The organism is Cupriavidus basilensis, assembly GCF_008801925.2.
In the GTDB taxonomy this organism is placed as follows: domain Bacteria; phylum Pseudomonadota; class Gammaproteobacteria; order Burkholderiales; family Burkholderiaceae; genus Cupriavidus; species Cupriavidus basilensis.
In genome coordinates, this window is record NZ_CP062803.1 from 4,106,537 (window position 1) to 4,122,203 (window position 15,667).

Below are 15,667 nucleotides of genomic sequence, written 5' to 3' on the forward strand. Positions count from 1 at the left end.
TAAGGCTGACGTTTGGAACCTGAAAATCCCATCGCACGATGGGCAATAAGCCCGACGCGCGGCAGCGCGTCGGGCTGAATGTGAAGCTTGGCGGGAAACGCAAGCCTCTGGCCGTTCGATGGTGTCGGTCAGAATTCGAGTGATTAACGCGAATACAACTCGACGATCAGGCTTTCGTTGATGTCACCCGAGATATCGGCGCGATCCGGCACTTGCTTGAAGGTGCCTTCGAACTTCTTCGCGTCCACGGCAACCCATGCCGGGAAACCCGATTGCTCAGCCAGCGACAGCGCTTCGGCGATACGGACTTGCTTCTTCGACTGCTCGCGGATGGTGATGACGTCACCGGCCTTGACTTGCGCCGACGGCACGTTCAGGGCTTGACCGTTCAGCAGGATCGCCTTGTGCGACACCAGCTGGCGCGCTTCAGCGCGGGTCGAGCCAAAGCCCATGCGGTACACGACGTTGTCCAGGCGCGATTCCAGCAGTTGCAGCAGCTTCTCGCCGGTGTTGCCCTTGCGGCGGTCGGCTTCAGCGAAGTAGCGGCGGAACTGACGCTCGAGCACGCCATAGATACGCTTGACCTTCTGCTTTTCGCGCAGTTGGTTGCCGTAGTCGGAGGTGCGTGCACCCGAGGTGCGGCCGTGCTGGCCCGGCTTGCTGTCCAGCTTGCACTTGTCTGCAAGCGAGCGGCGTGCGCTCTTCAGGAACAGGTCGGTACCTTCACGACGAGAGAGTTTGGCCTTCGGGCCGATATAACGTGCCACTTTATCTTCCTTCCTGATCGATCGCGGCGCCTTGTTTGACGCGCCGCGAGTCCGCCTTCTCCGCCCGTACGAGGGGCGCGTGAGTGGCAGACGGTGGGCTTATCCAGCGCATTCCCCGAAGGGCACGCGCAAAAGCATATGACTGACTGCTCGCATCAGGCGACGGACCATCAGGCCAATCACCAGACACAAAAACGCAAAACGAAAACCTGCCGCAAAGCATATGCAGCAGGTCAACGTGCGATGTTACCACACCGGGTAGAGGGCGAGGAAGACCTCACCCACGGCCCGGGTATCACACCGGCGCTTAGATCCGACGACGCTTGGGCGGACGGCAGCCGTTGTGCGGCACTGGCGTCACGTCTTCGATAATCGAGATCTTGATGCCGAGCGCGTTCAACGCGCGCACAGCCGATTCACGGCCAGGGCCGGGGCCCTTGATGCGCACGTCCAGGTTCTTGATACCCTGGTCTTGCGCCACGCGGCCGGCGTTCTCTGCAGCGACCTGAGCTGCGAAGGGCGTCGACTTACGCGAACCCTTGAAGCCCTGGCCACCCGAGGTTGCCCATGCCAGGGCATTGCCCTGACGGTCGGTGATCGTGATGATGGTGTTGTTGAACGAAGCGTGGACGTGCGCAATGCCGTCGGCAACGTTCTTCTTGACCTTCTTACGCGCGCGCTGGGCGGCGTTATTCGGACCTTTTGCCATTAGTTTCTTCCTCTGCCTTCGGCTTTACTTCTTCAGAGCCACGCCGGCCTTACGCGGACCCTTGCGGGTACGGGCGTTGGTGCGGGTGCGCTGACCGCGCATCGGGAGACCCCTGCGGTGACGGACGCCACGATAGCAACCAAGGTCCATGAGACGCTTGATGTTCATCGTGGTTTCACGACGCAGGTCACCCTCAACCGTGGCCTTGGCTACTTCGTCACGAAGCTTTTCCAGGTCGCCGTCGGTCAGGTCCTTGACCTTCTTGTCAAAGGGAACGCCGGTGGCCACGCAAATCTTGCGGGCGCGCGAGCGGCCGATACCGTAAATAGCCGTCAGGCCAATCTCGGTATGCTTATGGTTCGGGATGTTAACCCCTGCGATACGTGCCATTCGTCAATCCTCTTTCCGATTAGCCTTGGCGTTGCTTGTGGCGGGGATCCGACGAGCAGATCACGCGCACGACACCGTTGCGCTTGATAACTTTGCAGTTGCGGCAAATGCGCTTAACAGAAGCCAGCACTTTCATGATTTTCCTCTTCCTTCAATTCCTGTTCGCTTCACTTCGTCCGAAAGACGATGCGCGCGCGTGACAGATCATATGGGGTCAGTTCAACCGTCACCCGATCACCCGGAAGAATCCGGATGTAGTTCATTCGCATCTTGCCGGAGATGTGGCCCAGCACTACATGGCCGTTTTCCAGTTTGACGCGGAACGTCGCGTTGGGAAGGTTTTCCAGGACCTCCCCCTGCATCTGGATGACGTCGTCTTTTGCCATACCTAGCCTGTACCGACCCGGCTTCAGCGCAAGGTCAGATTACCCTTGAAATTCGCTTTCTTCAGCAGGGACTCATATTGCTGCGACATGACATAGGACTGGACCTGGGCCATGAAGTCCATCGTGACGACCACGATGATCAGCAACGAGGTTCCGCCAAAATAGAACGGAACGTTCCAGCGCAGTACCAGGAATTCCGGCAACAGGCAGACCAGTGTGATGTAGATCGCACCAGCCAGCGTCAGACGGACAAGAATCTTGTCGATGTAGCGCGTCGTCTGCTCGCCCGGACGAATGCCCGGAATGAAGGCACCGCTTTTCTTCAGGTTGTCCGCGACTTCCCGGCTGTTGTACACAAGAGCCGTATAGAAGAAGCAGAAAAATATAATTGCAGCAGCGTACAGCAGGATGTAGACCGGCTGTCCCGGCGAAAGCGTCGCAGCCAGGTCCTTGATGAACCGGCCGGCAGCGCTCGTCGAGTCAGACGTGAACCAGCCCGCGATGGTCGCCGGGAACAAGATGATCGACGATGCGAAGATCGGCGGAATCACCCCTGCCATGTTCAGCTTCAGCGGCAGGTGCGACGATTGACCGCCATACACCTTGTTGCCGACCTGACGCTTGGCATAGTTCACCAGGATCTTGCGCTGGCCACGCTCGACAAACACCACGGCGAAGGTAACACCGGCGATGATTGCCACGATCAGGATCGAAGCAATGATGCTCATGGAACCAGTGCGAACCAGTTCGAAGAGCCCGCCGATCGCGTTGGGCAAGCCCGCTGCGATACCGCCGAAGATGATGATCGAGATACCGTTGCCCAGACCCCGCTCGGTGATCTGCTCACCCAGCCACATCAGGAACATCGTACCGGTCACCAGCGTGATCACTGCCGTAGCCCGGAACAACAGGCCCGGATCGATCACCAGACCAGGCTGAGATTCCAGCGCGACTGCAATCGACAGCGCCTGGAAGGTGGCCAGAACCACCGTGCCGTAGCGCGTGTACTGCGTGATCTTGCGTTGACCCGCCTGCCCTTCCTTCTTCAACGACTCCAGCTGCGGCAGCACGATCGTCAGCAATTGCATGATGATCGACGCCGAGATGTACGGCATGATGCCGAGCGCGAAGACGGTAAAGCGCGACAGCGCACCGCCCGAGAACAGGTTGAACATCCCGAGGATGCCACCTGACTGACTCTGGAAAAGCTTCGCAAGCTGTTCCGGATCGATTCCCGGCACCGGAATATGCGCTCCGATGCGGTACACGATCAGGGCCAGCACCAGGAACATCAGCCGGCGCTTCAGGTCGCCGTACTTCGCCGTGTTCTTGGCTTGCGTGCTTGCATTGGGTTTCGCCGTGGCCAAACGATGCTCCGACTGTGACTCGCCTATGCTGCGAAATCTGCTGCTAAATTACGCCGCGATCTGACCGCCGGCGGCTTCGATCGCAGCCTTGGCACCAGCGGTGGCGCCCAGACCCTTGATCGTAACCTTGCGGGTCAGCTCACCAGCCTTGATGACCTTGGCGCTCTTTGCCAGCTCAGCCACCAGGCCAGCTTGCTTCAGAACCAGCAGGTCCACCTCGGTGGCTTCCAGGCGCTCGATATCACGCAGGGTCACTTCAGCGTTGAAGGCCTTCGTCAGCGACGTGAAGCCACGCTTCGGCAGGCGACGATACAGCGGCATTTGACCGCCTTCGAAGCCGACCTTGTGGAAGCCGCCCGAACGCGACTTCTGACCCTTGTGACCACGGCCGGCAGTCTTGCCCAGGCCGGAGCCGATACCGCGGCCGACGCGACGCTTGGCGTGCTTCGAACCGTCAGCCGGTTTCAGGTTGTTGAGTTGCATCTTGCTCTCCGTGTCCCGGGACTCAGGCCAGAACCTTGACCAGGTACGAGACCTTGTTGATCATGCCGCGCACGGCGGGCGTGTCCTGCAGCTCCGACACCGAGTTGATACGGCGCAGGCCCAGGCCACGGACGGTGGCGCGATGATCCTCGCGCGTGCCGATCAGGCTGCGCACGAGTTGCACTTTAACGGTTTGTTGCGACATTTCGTCCGACTCCTTAACCGAGGATGTCTTCAACAGACTTGCCACGCTTGGCGGCGATCTCGCCCGGCGTGCTCATCTTTTGAAGACCGTCCAGCGTGGCGCGAACCATGTTGTACGGATTGGTCGAGCCGTGCGACTTGGTCACGACGTTGGTCACGCCCATCACTTCGAAAATCGCGCGCATCGGGCCACCAGCGATCACGCCGGTACCTTCCTTGGCGGGCATCATCAGCACCTTGGCGGCGCCGTGCTTGCCAACGACTTCGTGTTGCAGCGTGCCGTTCTTCAGCGAGACCTTGACCATCTTGCGACGGGCTTCGTCCATTGCCTTCTGAACCGCAACCGGCACTTCCTTAGCCTTGCCCTTGCCCATGCCGATGCGGCCATCGCCGTCACCAACCACGGTCAGCGCAGCGAAACCGAGAATCCGGCCACCCTTCACCACCTTGGTGACGCGGTTGACCGAGATCATCTTCTCGCGGAGGCCGTCGTCGCGTTCGTCCTGCTGGACTTTTGCTTGCATTTTTGCCATGACGTATCTCTCTATGTGCGCTTAGAACTTAAGGCCGGCTTCGCGTGCTGCGTCAGCCAGTGCCTTCACGCGACCATGGAAGCGGAAGCCGCCGCGATCGAACGCAACGGTTTCCACGCCAGCTGCCTTCGCCTTTTCGGCGATGCGCTTGCCAATCAGGGTCGCGGCGGCTGCGGTAGCACCGCTGCCGGTCAGTTCCTTGCGCACTTCTGCCTCGACGGTCGAAGCCGATGCCAGCACTTGCGTGCCGCACGGCGAGTAGACCTGGGCGTAAATATGCGAATTCGTACGGAACACGGTCAGACGGTTGACCTTCAACTCCGCGATTTTGGCGCGGGTCTGACGTGCACGGCGCAAACGAGCGTCTTTCTTGTTCATGATTGCACCCCTTACTTCTTCTTGGTTTCCTTCAGGATGACGCGCTCGTCCGAGTAGCGAACGCCCTTGCCCTTATAGGGCTCAGGCGGACGGTACGCGCGGACTTCCGCAGCCACCTGACCGACTTTCTGCTTGTCCGCACCCTTGATGATGATCTCGGTCTGCGTGGGCGTTGCCGCCGTCACGCCTTCCGGCATCGCATGGATCACGTCGTGCGAGAAACCAAGCTGGAGCTTCAGCGCAGTACCTTGCAGCTGGGCACGATAGCCCACGCCGACCAGGTTAAGCTTGCGCTCGAAACCGGCGGTTACACCCTTGACCATATTGGCCACCAGGGCGCGCATGGTGCCCTGCAGTGCGTTTGCTTCGCGCGATTCGTCGACCGGAGCAAAGGTCAGCGTGTCATTTTCGACATTGACCTTGACCAGGCTGTGAATCGGCTGCGTCAGCGTGCCGAGCGGGCCCTTAACGGAGAGCACGCCAGCCGCCACATTGACTTCTGCGCCTTTGGGCAGCGCGATGGGAGCCTTACCTACACGGGACATGGTCTACTCCTTACGCGACGTAGCAAAGAACTTCGCCGCCCACGCCAGTGGCACGTGCCTTGCGATCGGTCATCAGACCCTGGGGGGTCGAGATGATTGCGACGCCGAGGCCGTTCATCACTTGGGGGATGTCGCTGCGGCCCTTGTACACACGCAGACCAGGCTTCGAGACGCGCTCAATGCGCTCGATGACCGGACGGCCAGCGTAGTACTTCAGACCGATGCTCAGTTGTGCCTTGCCGCCTTCTTCTTTCACGGCGTAGTCGTCGATGTAGCCTTCGTCCTTAAGGACCTTGGCGATTGCCACTTTCAGCTTCGACGACGGCATGACAACCGACACTTTCTGCACGCCTTGGGCGTTGCGGATGCGCGTCAGCATATCGGCGATAGGATCGCTCATGCTCATACTGTTTCTCCTGTAGCCTGTGCGTAATTACCAGCTGGCTTTCGTCAGACCCGGGATTTCGCCACGGAAGGCGATTTCACGGATCTTATTACGCGCCAGGCCAAACTTGCGGAAGGTACCGCGGGGACGACCGGTGATCGCGCAGCGGTTACGCTGGCGAGTCGGGTTCGCGTTGCGCGGGAGCTGCTGCAGCTCGAGACGCGCGCTATAACGCTCTTCTTCCGACTTCTCTTGGTCGTCGATAATGGCCTTGAGGGTCGCACGCTTGTCGGCATACTTTGCCACGAGCCTAGCGCGCTTCTTCTCACGTTCAATCAGAGCCAATTTAGCCACGGTTACCCCTTAATTACGGAACGGGAACTTGAATGCTGCGAGGAGTGCCTTGGCTTCCTCGTCATTCTTCGCCGTCGTCGTGATGCTGATGTTCAGACCACGCAGTGCGTCGATCTTGTCGTACTCAATTTCGGGGAAAATGATCTGCTCTTTCACACCGATGTTGTAGTTGCCACGACCATCGAACGAGCGGCCCGAAACACCACGGAAGTCACGCACGCGCGGCAGGGCCACGGTCACGAGACGATCCAGGAATTCGAACATGCGTTCGCCGCGCAGCGTCACCATCGCGCCGATGGGATAACCCTGGCGGATCTTGAAGCCGGCGATTGCCTTCTTGGCCTTGGTCACCACGGGCTTTTGGCCGGCGATCTTGGTCAGGTCGCCCACGGCCAGCTCAATGACCTTCTTGTCATTGATGGCTTCGCCAAGGCCCATGTTCAGGGTGATCTTGGTGATGCGCGGCACTTCCATGACCGACTTGAAGCCGAATTGTTCGATCAGCTTCGGTACTACTTGTTCTTTGTAAAACTCTTGCAGACGTGCAGTCATGCTCAACTCCTATCTGTGCCCAGAATCAAGCTGCCACGACGGCACCGGTGGTCTTCAGCACGCGTACACGCTTGCCGTCTTCCACCTTGATGCCGACGCGCGACGGCTTGCCATTGGCATCCACGAGCGCAACGTTAGAAATATGCAGCGGCATGACCTTGTCGACCACACCACCGGTGGTGCCCAGCATGGGGTTCGGACGTGCGTGCTTCTTGGCAACGTTGACGCCTTCCACCACAACCTTCTCGCCGAGCATGGCTTGCACGGTGCCGCGCTTGCCCTTGTCTTTTCCGGTCAGGACGATGACTTCGTCGCCTTTACGAATCTTGTTCATGGCGGCTCCTTACAGCACTTCCGGCGCGAGCGACACAATCTTCATGAAGCGCTCGGTACGGAGTTCACGAGTCACCGGCCCGAAAATACGGGTGCCGATCGGCTCGAGCTTGGTGTTCAGCAAGACAGCGGCATTGCTGTCGAACTTGACGAGCGAACCATCAGCGCGACGCACGCCCTTGGCGGTGCGCACGACGACGGCGTTGTAAATATCGCCCTTCTTCACGCGACCGCGCGGCGCTGCGTCCTTAACGGTCACCTTGATGATGTCGCCCACGCTCGCATAGCGGCGCTTGGACCCACCCAGCACTTTGATGCACAGAACTTCGCGCGCACCAGTGTTATCGGCTACTTCGAGCCGGCTTTCTGTCTGAATCATGGTGTTATCTTCCCAACTTAATCCACCGGGCAACGCCCGCCGGTCAGTCTTGGTCCCGTCAGCCCCTGGCTTTGCGCCAGCAACCGTTTGGGTTGATCAACTTTGAAGTCGGTAGTTACCAGGCGGCCTGAACATGGTTAATCAGGAGCCGCTCGGCTAGGTTCGCTTCACCGATTCGCCGGGGTGATACAACTAAGGCGAATGCAACAAAGCGGAAGTCCAGGATTATAGCACATAACCCTGGACTCGCAAGTCAACCGAAAACCGTGTGGTTTTTTAGATGACGCGCGCAGCTTCGACCAGACGGGAAACCACCCAGGACTTGGTCCGCGACAGCGGACGCGTTTCCTGGATCTCGACCTTGTCGCCTTCCTTGTACTGGTTGGCTTCGTCGTGTGCGTGGTACTTCTTGGAACGCAGCACGTACTTGCCGTACAGAGGATGCTTGACGCGGTTTTCGATCAAGACCGTGACGGTCTTGTCCATCTTGTCGCTAACTACCCGACCGACCAGCGTGCGGCGAAGCGACGATTCCGTTTGTGCAGTTTCAGTCATTTCGAGGTCGCCTTTTCGTTCAGCACGGTTTGCACCCGCGCGATGTCCTTGCGCACCTTCTTCAGCTGGCTGGTGTTCTGCAGCTGTTGGGTGGCCTTTTGCATGCGCAGGCTAAATTGGGCCTTCAGCAGCTCGGAGAGCTCCTGGTTCAGCCCTGCGGCATCTTTGCCGCGAAGTTCGGATGCTTTCATCCCTGCTCTCCTTACGTCCCGACCTGGCGCACCACGAAATTGGTAGCGATCGGCAGCTTGGCGGCGGCAAGGCGGAACGCCTCACGAGCCAGCTCTTCCGTCACGCCATCCATTTCGTACAGCATCTTGCCCGGCTGGATTTCTGCCACGTAGTATTCCGGATTACCCTTACCGTTACCCATACGGACTTCGGCGGGCTTCTTCGAGATCGGCTTGTCCGGGAAAATCCGGATCCAGATGCGGCCGCCACGCTTGATGTGACGGGTCATCGCACGACGTGCCGACTCGATCTGACGAGCCGTCAGACGACCACGGCCCATCGCCTTCAGGCCGAATTCGCCGAAAGACACGGCGTTGCCACGGGTAGCCTTACCCGTGTTGCGGCCTTTCTGCTCCTTGCGGTATTTTCTGCGCTTAGGTTGCAGCATCGTTATTCTCCACTCTTCGCATCTGCGCCAGGAGCGCGGCGACCTGCACCGGCACCCGCGCCACCGCGGCGGTTGCCACCCGGACGGCCGCCTTCGCCTTCACGGCGACGACCATCAGGACGACCACCACCCGGACGACGACGACGATCGTCTTGCGGCTCTTCCACCACCGGCGCATCGTTGCGGCCGAGGTGATCACCCTTGTAGACCCACACCTTGACACCGATGATGCCGTAGGTGGTTTCTGCTTCGGAGAAGCCGTAGTCGATGTCGGCGCGCAGGGTGTGCAGGGGCACACGACCTTCGCGATACCACTCGGTACGAGCGATTTCGATGCCGTTCAGACGACCGGCGCTCATGATCTTGATGCCCTGGGCACCGAGGCGCATCGCGTTCTGCATCGCGCGCTTCATTGCGCGGCGGAACATGATACGGCGCTCGAGCTGCTGGGTGATCGAGTCGGCGATCAGCTGCGCATCGGTTTCCGGCTTGCGGATTTCCTCGATGTTCACGTGCACGGGCACACCCATGCGGCGTTGCAGCTCGGCCTTGAGCAGTTCGATGTCCTCACCCTTCTTGCCGATCACCACGCCCGGACGCGAGCTATAAATGGTGAGACGTGCATTGCGGGCGGGGCGCTCGATCACGACGCGGCCAACCGAAGCGTTCTTGAGCTTCTTCTTCAGAAACTCGCGAACTTCGATGTCTTCCTTCAGCATGCCGGCGAACTTCGTGTTGTTGGCGTACCAACGCGAAGCCCAGTTACGGCTGACGGCCAGACGGAAGCCAGTCGGATGAATCTTCTGTCCCATCGTGACTCCTTAGTTGCCGAGCGTCACAGTGATGTGACAAGTTTGTTTCTCGATGCGGTTGCCGCGGCCCTTTGCTCGTGCCGTGAAACGCTTGAGCGAGGTTGCCTTGTCGACGAAGATGGTCTTGACCTTCAGTTCGTCGATGTCGGCGCCTTCGTTGTGCTCGGCGTTGGCGATGGCCGATTCGACCACCTTCTTCACGATGACGGCCGCCTTTTTCGGGCTAAACGTCAGGACGTTGAGCGCGCGTTCGATCGGCAGACCGCGGATCTGGTCAGCGACCAGGCGCGTTTTCTGGGCGGAGATGCGGGCACCGCGATGAATCGCTTTCACTTCCATGATGGCACCTTACCTCTTCGCTTTCTTGTCAGCCGCGTGGCCCTTGAACGTACGCGTGAGCGCAAATTCACCGAGCTTGTGGCCAACCATGTTTTCCGAAACATACACCGGCACGTGTTGACGGCCGTTATGTACGGCGATCGTCAGGCCGATGAAGTCCGGCAGAATGGTCGAGCGACGCGACCAAGTCTTGATGGGCTTCTTGTCCTTGCCGGCTGAGGCCGCTTCCACCTTTTTCAGCAGGTGGGCGTCACAGAACGGACCCTTTTTTGCGGAACGTGTCATGTCTAGGCTCCTACCTACCGATTAACGCTTGTGGCGGCGCTGCACGATCATGCTGGCAGTGCGCTTGTTGCTGCGGGTACGGTAACCCTTAGCCGGGGTACCCCACGGCGAAACGGGGTCACGACCAGCAGCGGTCTTGCCTTCACCACCACCGTGCGGGTGGTCCACCGGGTTCATCACAACGCCGCGAACCGTCGGGCGGATACCGCGCCAACGATTTGCACCGGCCTTGCCGATGACGCGCAGGCTATGCTCTTCGTTACCGACTTCACCGATGGTGGCGCGGCATTCGATGTGAACGCGACGCACTTCACCGGAGCGCAGGCGAACCTGAGCGTAGATGCCTTCACGAGCCAGCAGCACAGCGGAACCGCCAGCGGCGCGAGCGATCTGAGCGCCCTTGCCCGGCAGCATTTCCACGCAGTGGATGGTGGTACCAACCGGAATGTTGCGGATCGGCAGGTTGTTACCCGACTTGATCGCAGCTTCCGAGCCGTTCATCAACGCTTGGCCAACTACCATGCCCTTGGTGGCAATGATGTAGCGGCGCTCGCCGTCGGCGAACAGCACCAGCGCGATATTGGCGCTGCGGTTCGGATCGTATTCCAGGCGCTCGACCTTGGCGGCGATGCCGTCCTTGTCGTTGCGCTTGAAGTCGACCACGCGGTAATGGTGCTTATGACCACCGCCCTTGTGGCGGGTGGTGATGTGACCGTTATTGTTACGACCCGACTTCTGGAATTGCTTTTCCAGCAGCGGAGCGTGGGGCGCGCCCTTGTGCAGGTTGTGGTTAACAACCTTTACCATGGAGCGACGGCCCGGGGACGTCGGCTTGGTCTTGACGAGTGCCATGATTACTTGGCCTCCGCTTCAAAATTGATTTCCTGACCCGGCTTGAGCGAAACGTAAGCCTTCTTCACGTGGTTGCGACGCCCCATGAAACGGCCAAAACGCTTTTGCTTGCCCTTTTGGTTCAGGATCTGAACGGACTGCACCTCGACCTTGAACAGCAGTTCGACCGCCGCCTTCACGTCTGCCTTGTTGGCATCGCGAGCGACTTCGAACACGACTTGTTCGTTCTTGTCGGCGACCAGGGTTGCCTTTTCGGAAACCACCGGCGCGAGCAGCACCTGCATCAAACGATGATCGTTCTTGGCTACTTGCGTCATTTCAGCAACTCCTCGATCTGCGCGACGGCTGCCTTGGTCACCAGCACCTTCTTGTAGTGCACGAGCGACAGCGGGTCAGCCTGGCGCGGCTCGACAACCGCCACGTGCGGCAGATTGCGCGAAGCCAGGTAGAGGTTTTCGTCGAGGCTGTCGGTGATGATCAGCACCGAGTCCAGGCCCATGGCCTTGAACTTGTCGGCCAAGAGCTTGGTCTTGGGCGCATCGACGGTGAAACCGTCCACCACGTTGATACGACCTTCACGTGCGAGCTGCGAGTAAATCGAGCGCATGCCGGCACGGAACATCTTCTTGTTGACCTTCTGCGTGAAGTTCTCTTCCGGCGAATTCGGGAAGATACGGCCGCCCCCGCGCCACAGCGGCGAGGAAGACATACCGGCACGGGCGCGACCCGTACCCTTCTGGCGCCAAGGCTTCTTGGTCGTGTGCTTGACCTCTTCACGGTCCTTCTGCTTACGGTTACCGCTGCGAGCGTTAGCCTGGTAAGCGACGACGACCTGGTGAACGAGGGCTTCGTTGTAGTCACGGCCGAAGACTTCGGGCGAGGCGTCAACGCCTGCACCGATCTGGCCATTGTCCTGGAGGAGCTTGAGTTCCATTGATTCGCTCCTTAAGCTTTGGCTTTGGCCTTGACGGCCGGGGTAACGATAACCTTGCCGCCCTTGGAGCCGGGAATGGCGCCCTTGACCAGCAGCAGCTTGCGCTCTGCGTCGATCTTGGCGATTTCCAGGTTCTGGACGGTGCGGGTGACGTCACCCAGATGGCCAGTCATGCGCTTGCCGGGGAACACACGGCCCGGATCCTGCGCCATACCGATGGAACCCGGCACGTTGTGCGAACGCGAGTTACCGTGGGTGGCACGACCCGATGCGAAATGGTGACGCTTGATGGTACCGGCGTAGCCCTTACCGATGGTCACGCCCTGGACGTCGATCTTTTGACCGACTTCGAACAGGTCAACCGACAGCGTGCCGCCGGGTTGCAGTTCGCCAGCCTTAGCGGCATCGATGCGGAATTCGCGGATGATTTCACCAGCTTCAACACCAGCTTTGGCAAGGTGACCTGCCAGGGGCTTGGTGACGCGGCTAGCGCGGCGTGCGCCGAAAGTGACTTGAACCGAGGTATAACCGTCGGTCTCGTCCGTCTTGATTTGTGTCACGCGGTTGTCGCCGACCTCGACCACGGTAACGGGAATTGAATCGCCGTCGTCCGTGAAAATACGGGTCATGCCAACCTTGCGACCTACAAGGCCAAGGCTCATGGTTTGCTCCATTCCCAGCTGCGATTGGCCGGGGCTGATTAATACACGAAAACAGTGTTTGCAGTGCGGGGCTTGCGCTGAAGAAGACTGCGCGCGGCCAAACTGGCCAGCCCACTACCCATAGACAAACGGGTAGCCTTACACTATATCGCGTAGATTTGGAAAGAGCAAGCGTGGATTGACGAGTATGCGGGGGCGGACGGGGCAGTGTTGTTTTGAGATGTTTTCGCGTGATCCTATCGCCCCAGCTGGACAAATTCCCCGCCAAAAAATACCAGCGGCTCCCCTTCCCCTACCTCAAAGCCCTCCACCTGGCCGACGATCAGCAAATGATCGCCGACGGCATCGGCGCGCTCAACCCGGCACGCCAGGGTGGCCAGGGCATCATCTAGATAGGGCACGCCACGCTGGCATCGCCGATGGGCGACTCCGGCAAACTTGTCGTCTGCGGGCTTGGCGAAGCGCCGGGCGAGCTCGCCGTGTCCCGCCCGCAGGATGCTGACGCCGAAGGCGTTCCCCGGTGCGAAACGCGCCGCGTTTGGCGAACTTAAGGCGAGACTCCACAGGATCAGTGGCGGCGCCAGCGACAGCGAGGCAAAGGAATTGATGGTCAGGCCGATCGGGCGGTCATCAGCACCACAGGCCCCGATGACCGCCACGCCGGTGGCGTAACGGCCACAAGCGTGGCGCAGTGCCTTGGTGTCGAGCACGGCACAAGTGGCGTCCATCTCAGGCTGCCTGCGGCAAATGCCGGTCGATCAGTTGCTGGCAGGCGGCGGGATCGGCCCACCAGGGGAAGAAGTCCGGCGGGTTGTCGAAGCCGTTGGCAATGCGTGCGGCCAGGGCCGGCGCCTGGCCGGCCGCGCCCAGCAAGGCCAGGATATGCGGTGGCGGCGGCGTGAGCAGCGAGTTGGTCCAGTTCACCACGTCACCGGCGTATTGCCAGTAGCTGGCGAAGGTCTGCGTCATCCAGGCGGCATCGAAGGGACGATCGCCGCGCGCGACGATCGCCTCCAGATACACCTTGCAGCATTTGGCGGCGTTGTTCGAGCCTTGTCCGGTGATGGGGTCGTTGACTACCACTGCGTCCGCCATGCCGAACACCAGCCGGCCGGACGGCAGCGTCATGACCGGATGGCGCACGGTTGGCGTGAACCGGCCGGCGAGGATGCCCTGCTCATCGGTCAGCGCGACATTTTCACAGCGTTGCGCTTCCCATGGCAGCCAGGTGCTGCTCGGGCGTACGCGCCTCGGCCCATTGGTCCATGGGTCCGCCCGGTATGCCCTCGAACACCATGATCTCGCAAGGTCCGCTCAAGGTCAGCGCGGGGAACACAAAGTACTCGCCGATGCCGGGAATCAGGTTGAAGCAAACCCGCGAGTACGGCGTGCGCGGCGTCATGCCGTTCACATAGGTCAAGGCCAGCGCGCGTTGCGGTGCGCTAAAGGGACTGCGCGTGGCGTCACGTTCGAAGCGGCTGACGATTTCGCCCTTGCCGGCGGCGAGCAGGACCAGATCGTGCTCAAGCGTCAGCGCTTCGAGCTCATCGATGCCGGCATCGGCGATGCGCAGGTCGCCGCCTCGCTCGGCGAAGGCCTCCATCCAGGCCGGCATCTTGATGCGTTGGTCCACAGCCTGCGCCGGGCGCTCGAGCGGGGCGGCCCAGTCGATCAGCCTGGCACCAACCTGCTCAGGATGCGGAATCGCCAAGCCAATGCCTTCTACGGGGGGGCAGCTATCGTCCCACCAGTTCAGCCCAAGCTCGCGCTCGGCCTGCAACGCGCGATCGAACATGCATTGGCTGGACATGACCTTGCCCGCCCTGACCTGGTCCGGCGTTCGATTGGTCAGCAGTGTGACCTGATAGCCCTTGGCTTGCAGCCCGAGGGCCATCTGCAGGCCGGACTGGCCCGCTCCGACGATGGCAATGCGTTGGCTCATGGCAATCTCCTACTGGATATTCAGGATGAAAATCGAAGCCCCGGCTTGGGGGATGCTCGATGCCAGCGTCAATCGGCCAGCCTGGGAATGGCGGGCACGTTCTGCTCCGGCCCCATCGCCGAGTAGCCGCCGTCCACCGCATAGTCCGCGCCGGTGACAAAGCTGGCGTGGTCGGAACAGAGGAACAGGACAACCTGGGCCACTTCGTCGGGCTCGCCAACGCGGCCAAGGAGGTGGAAGTCCGCCGCCACGCGATCGGTACGCTCGCGGTTGCCACCGCTGACCTCGTCCATCAGCCGGCACCAGGTCCAGCCGGGAGAGACAGCGTTGACCCGGATGCCATCGGGCGCGAGATCCATCGCCATGCTGCGGGTAAGTTGCCGGATGGCAGCCTTGGAGGCCGGATAGAGCCAGCGGCCCGTCTGCCCCACATTGGCGGAAATACTGGTGAAGTTGACGATGGCGCCCCCGCCGCGCGCCCGCATGGCCGGGTGCACGGCCTGCGCCAGCATCACGCCGGAAACCACATTGACGTCCAGCGCCGCAAGCCAGTCGCGCCGTCCTGATTTGAAACCGTCGTCCAGATAGGTGCACGCCAGGTTGACCAGGTAGTCGACGCCACCGAAGTGCTGGCTCACCCGGGCAACCGCCGCGGCCACCTGGGCATCGTCGGTGATGTCTGTGTGGACGAACAAAGCCCGCTCGCCCAGCGCGGCAGCCGCCCGCTCGCCGCCGCCGGCATCGATGTCGAGAATGGCCACGCGCGTGCCGGCCTCGACGAAGGCGCTGGCCACCCCCACGCCGATCAACGTGGCGCCACCACTGATGATGGCCACTTTGTCCCGCAGTCCTTTCATGACGCTGTCTCCTGGTTGTCTTGGCCGCTGCCCGGCTGCCTTGCG

The 15,667-nt window shown here is 60.7% G+C and carries 28 protein-coding genes and 1 pseudogene; all 29 read right to left on the minus strand.

What is annotated here, in order from left to right:
- Positions 1 to 143: 143 nt before the first annotated feature.
- Entirely contained in the window at positions 144 to 767 is a 624-nt protein-coding gene (gene rpsD, locus F7R26_RS18865; RefSeq protein ID WP_006160429.1) for a 30S ribosomal protein S4, read from the minus strand.
- 307 nt (positions 768 to 1,074) lie between these two features.
- Positions 1,075 to 1,476, minus strand: a complete 402-nt coding sequence (rpsK, locus tag F7R26_RS18870) for a 30S ribosomal protein S11 (protein WP_006160430.1) — start codon at positions 1,474 to 1,476, stop codon at positions 1,075 to 1,077.
- Positions 1,477 to 1,500: 24 nt separating this feature from the next.
- Positions 1,501 to 1,866 (minus strand): 30S ribosomal protein S13, encoded by a 366-nt coding sequence (gene rpsM / locus F7R26_RS18875; protein WP_006160431.1) that lies wholly within the window; start codon positions 1,864 to 1,866, stop codon positions 1,501 to 1,503.
- Positions 1,867 to 1,885: 19 nt separating this feature from the next.
- Complete coding sequence (gene rpmJ / locus F7R26_RS18880; protein ID WP_006160433.1) at positions 1,886 to 2,002, minus strand: 50S ribosomal protein L36; 117 nt, start codon at positions 2,000 to 2,002, stop codon at positions 1,886 to 1,888.
- Positions 2,003 to 2,033: 31 nt separating this feature from the next.
- The gene (gene infA / locus F7R26_RS18885; protein ID WP_006160436.1) at positions 2,034 to 2,252 is read right to left on the minus strand and encodes a translation initiation factor IF-1; all 219 of its coding nucleotides are present in this window, start codon (positions 2,250 to 2,252) and stop codon (positions 2,034 to 2,036) included.
- Positions 2,253 to 2,275: 23 nt separating this feature from the next.
- Positions 2,276 to 3,619, minus strand: coding sequence for a preprotein translocase subunit SecY (gene secY, locus F7R26_RS18890; protein WP_150985743.1), 1,344 nt, complete (start codon positions 3,617 to 3,619; stop codon positions 2,276 to 2,278).
- Between the two features lie 48 nt (positions 3,620 to 3,667).
- The gene (gene rplO, locus F7R26_RS18895; RefSeq protein ID WP_006160439.1) at positions 3,668 to 4,102 is read right to left on the minus strand and encodes a 50S ribosomal protein L15; all 435 of its coding nucleotides are present in this window, start codon (positions 4,100 to 4,102) and stop codon (positions 3,668 to 3,670) included.
- A 22-nt stretch (positions 4,103 to 4,124) separates the two neighbouring features.
- Positions 4,125 to 4,307: a 50S ribosomal protein L30 gene (gene rpmD, locus F7R26_RS18900; protein WP_006160440.1), complete on the minus strand. Its 183-nt coding sequence runs from the start codon at positions 4,305 to 4,307 to the stop codon at positions 4,125 to 4,127.
- A gap of 13 nt (positions 4,308 to 4,320) precedes the next feature.
- Positions 4,321 to 4,839, minus strand: a complete 519-nt coding sequence (gene rpsE / locus F7R26_RS18905; RefSeq protein WP_006160449.1) for a 30S ribosomal protein S5 — start codon at positions 4,837 to 4,839, stop codon at positions 4,321 to 4,323.
- A 21-nt stretch (positions 4,840 to 4,860) separates the two neighbouring features.
- On the minus strand, positions 4,861 to 5,217 hold the full coding sequence (rplR, locus tag F7R26_RS18910) for a 50S ribosomal protein L18 (protein ID WP_035870751.1): 357 nt from the start codon (positions 5,215 to 5,217) through the stop codon (positions 4,861 to 4,863).
- Between the two features lie 11 nt (positions 5,218 to 5,228).
- A complete protein-coding gene (gene rplF, locus F7R26_RS18915; RefSeq protein ID WP_043350342.1) occupies positions 5,229 to 5,762 on the minus strand; it encodes a 50S ribosomal protein L6 in 534 nt (177 codons plus the stop codon).
- Between the two features lie 10 nt (positions 5,763 to 5,772).
- Complete coding sequence (gene rpsH / locus F7R26_RS18920; RefSeq protein WP_006160454.1) at positions 5,773 to 6,168, minus strand: 30S ribosomal protein S8; 396 nt, start codon at positions 6,166 to 6,168, stop codon at positions 5,773 to 5,775.
- Between the two features lie 27 nt (positions 6,169 to 6,195).
- Positions 6,196 to 6,501, minus strand: a complete 306-nt coding sequence (rpsN, locus tag F7R26_RS18925) for a 30S ribosomal protein S14 (RefSeq protein ID WP_006160456.1) — start codon at positions 6,499 to 6,501, stop codon at positions 6,196 to 6,198.
- Positions 6,502 to 6,510: 9 nt separating this feature from the next.
- Positions 6,511 to 7,053, minus strand: a complete 543-nt coding sequence (gene rplE, locus F7R26_RS18930) for a 50S ribosomal protein L5 (protein ID WP_006160458.1) — start codon at positions 7,051 to 7,053, stop codon at positions 6,511 to 6,513.
- 25 nt (positions 7,054 to 7,078) lie between these two features.
- Positions 7,079 to 7,387, minus strand: coding sequence for a 50S ribosomal protein L24 (gene rplX, locus F7R26_RS18935; RefSeq protein WP_043350346.1), 309 nt, complete (start codon positions 7,385 to 7,387; stop codon positions 7,079 to 7,081).
- 9 nt (positions 7,388 to 7,396) lie between these two features.
- Complete coding sequence (rplN, locus tag F7R26_RS18940) at positions 7,397 to 7,765, minus strand: 50S ribosomal protein L14 (protein WP_017225233.1); 369 nt, start codon at positions 7,763 to 7,765, stop codon at positions 7,397 to 7,399.
- Positions 7,766 to 8,041: 276 nt separating this feature from the next.
- A complete protein-coding gene (gene rpsQ / locus F7R26_RS18945) occupies positions 8,042 to 8,320 on the minus strand; it encodes a 30S ribosomal protein S17 (RefSeq protein WP_006160462.1) in 279 nt (92 codons plus the stop codon).
- The gene (gene rpmC, locus F7R26_RS18950) at positions 8,317 to 8,511 is read right to left on the minus strand and encodes a 50S ribosomal protein L29 (RefSeq protein WP_006160464.1); all 195 of its coding nucleotides are present in this window, start codon (positions 8,509 to 8,511) and stop codon (positions 8,317 to 8,319) included. Before rpmC ends, rpsQ begins: the two co-directional genes overlap by 4 nt.
- Positions 8,512 to 8,522: 11 nt before the next feature.
- Positions 8,523 to 8,939 carry a 50S ribosomal protein L16 gene (gene rplP, locus F7R26_RS18955; protein WP_006160465.1) on the minus strand — a complete coding sequence of 139 codons (417 nt, stop codon included), beginning with the start codon at positions 8,937 to 8,939 and terminating at the stop codon, positions 8,523 to 8,525.
- Between the two features lie 2 nt (positions 8,940 to 8,941).
- Complete coding sequence (rpsC, locus tag F7R26_RS18960; RefSeq protein ID WP_150985744.1) at positions 8,942 to 9,751, minus strand: 30S ribosomal protein S3; 810 nt, start codon at positions 9,749 to 9,751, stop codon at positions 8,942 to 8,944.
- A 9-nt stretch (positions 9,752 to 9,760) separates the two neighbouring features.
- Entirely contained in the window at positions 9,761 to 10,090 is a 330-nt protein-coding gene (rplV, locus tag F7R26_RS18965) for a 50S ribosomal protein L22 (protein WP_006160469.1), read from the minus strand.
- Positions 10,091 to 10,099: 9 nt separating this feature from the next.
- Positions 10,100 to 10,375, minus strand: coding sequence for a 30S ribosomal protein S19 (gene rpsS, locus F7R26_RS18970; protein ID WP_006160471.1), 276 nt, complete (start codon positions 10,373 to 10,375; stop codon positions 10,100 to 10,102).
- A 21-nt stretch (positions 10,376 to 10,396) separates the two neighbouring features.
- Positions 10,397 to 11,227 (minus strand): 50S ribosomal protein L2, encoded by an 831-nt coding sequence (gene rplB / locus F7R26_RS18975; RefSeq protein WP_043350353.1) that lies wholly within the window; start codon positions 11,225 to 11,227, stop codon positions 10,397 to 10,399.
- Between the two features lie 2 nt (positions 11,228 to 11,229).
- Positions 11,230 to 11,544, minus strand: coding sequence for a 50S ribosomal protein L23 (gene rplW / locus F7R26_RS18980; protein ID WP_006160473.1), 315 nt, complete (start codon positions 11,542 to 11,544; stop codon positions 11,230 to 11,232).
- Positions 11,541 to 12,161, minus strand: coding sequence for a 50S ribosomal protein L4 (rplD, locus tag F7R26_RS18985; RefSeq protein ID WP_006160474.1), 621 nt, complete (start codon positions 12,159 to 12,161; stop codon positions 11,541 to 11,543). Before rplD ends, rplW begins: the two co-directional genes overlap by 4 nt.
- 11 nt (positions 12,162 to 12,172) lie before the next feature.
- Complete coding sequence (gene rplC / locus F7R26_RS18990; RefSeq protein WP_035870770.1) at positions 12,173 to 12,823, minus strand: 50S ribosomal protein L3; 651 nt, start codon at positions 12,821 to 12,823, stop codon at positions 12,173 to 12,175.
- Positions 12,824 to 13,059: 236 nt separating this feature from the next.
- Entirely contained in the window at positions 13,060 to 13,551 is a 492-nt protein-coding gene (locus tag F7R26_RS18995) for a flavin reductase family protein (RefSeq protein ID WP_150985745.1), read from the minus strand.
- Position 13,552: 1 nt separating this feature from the next.
- A pseudogene (locus F7R26_RS19000) lies at positions 13,553 to 14,765 on the minus strand (styrene monooxygenase/indole monooxygenase family protein).
- Between the two features lie 68 nt (positions 14,766 to 14,833).
- Positions 14,834 to 15,622 carry an SDR family oxidoreductase gene (locus F7R26_RS19005; protein ID WP_150985746.1) on the minus strand — a complete coding sequence of 263 codons (789 nt, stop codon included), beginning with the start codon at positions 15,620 to 15,622 and terminating at the stop codon, positions 14,834 to 14,836.
- Positions 15,623 to 15,667: the final 45 nt, after the last annotated feature.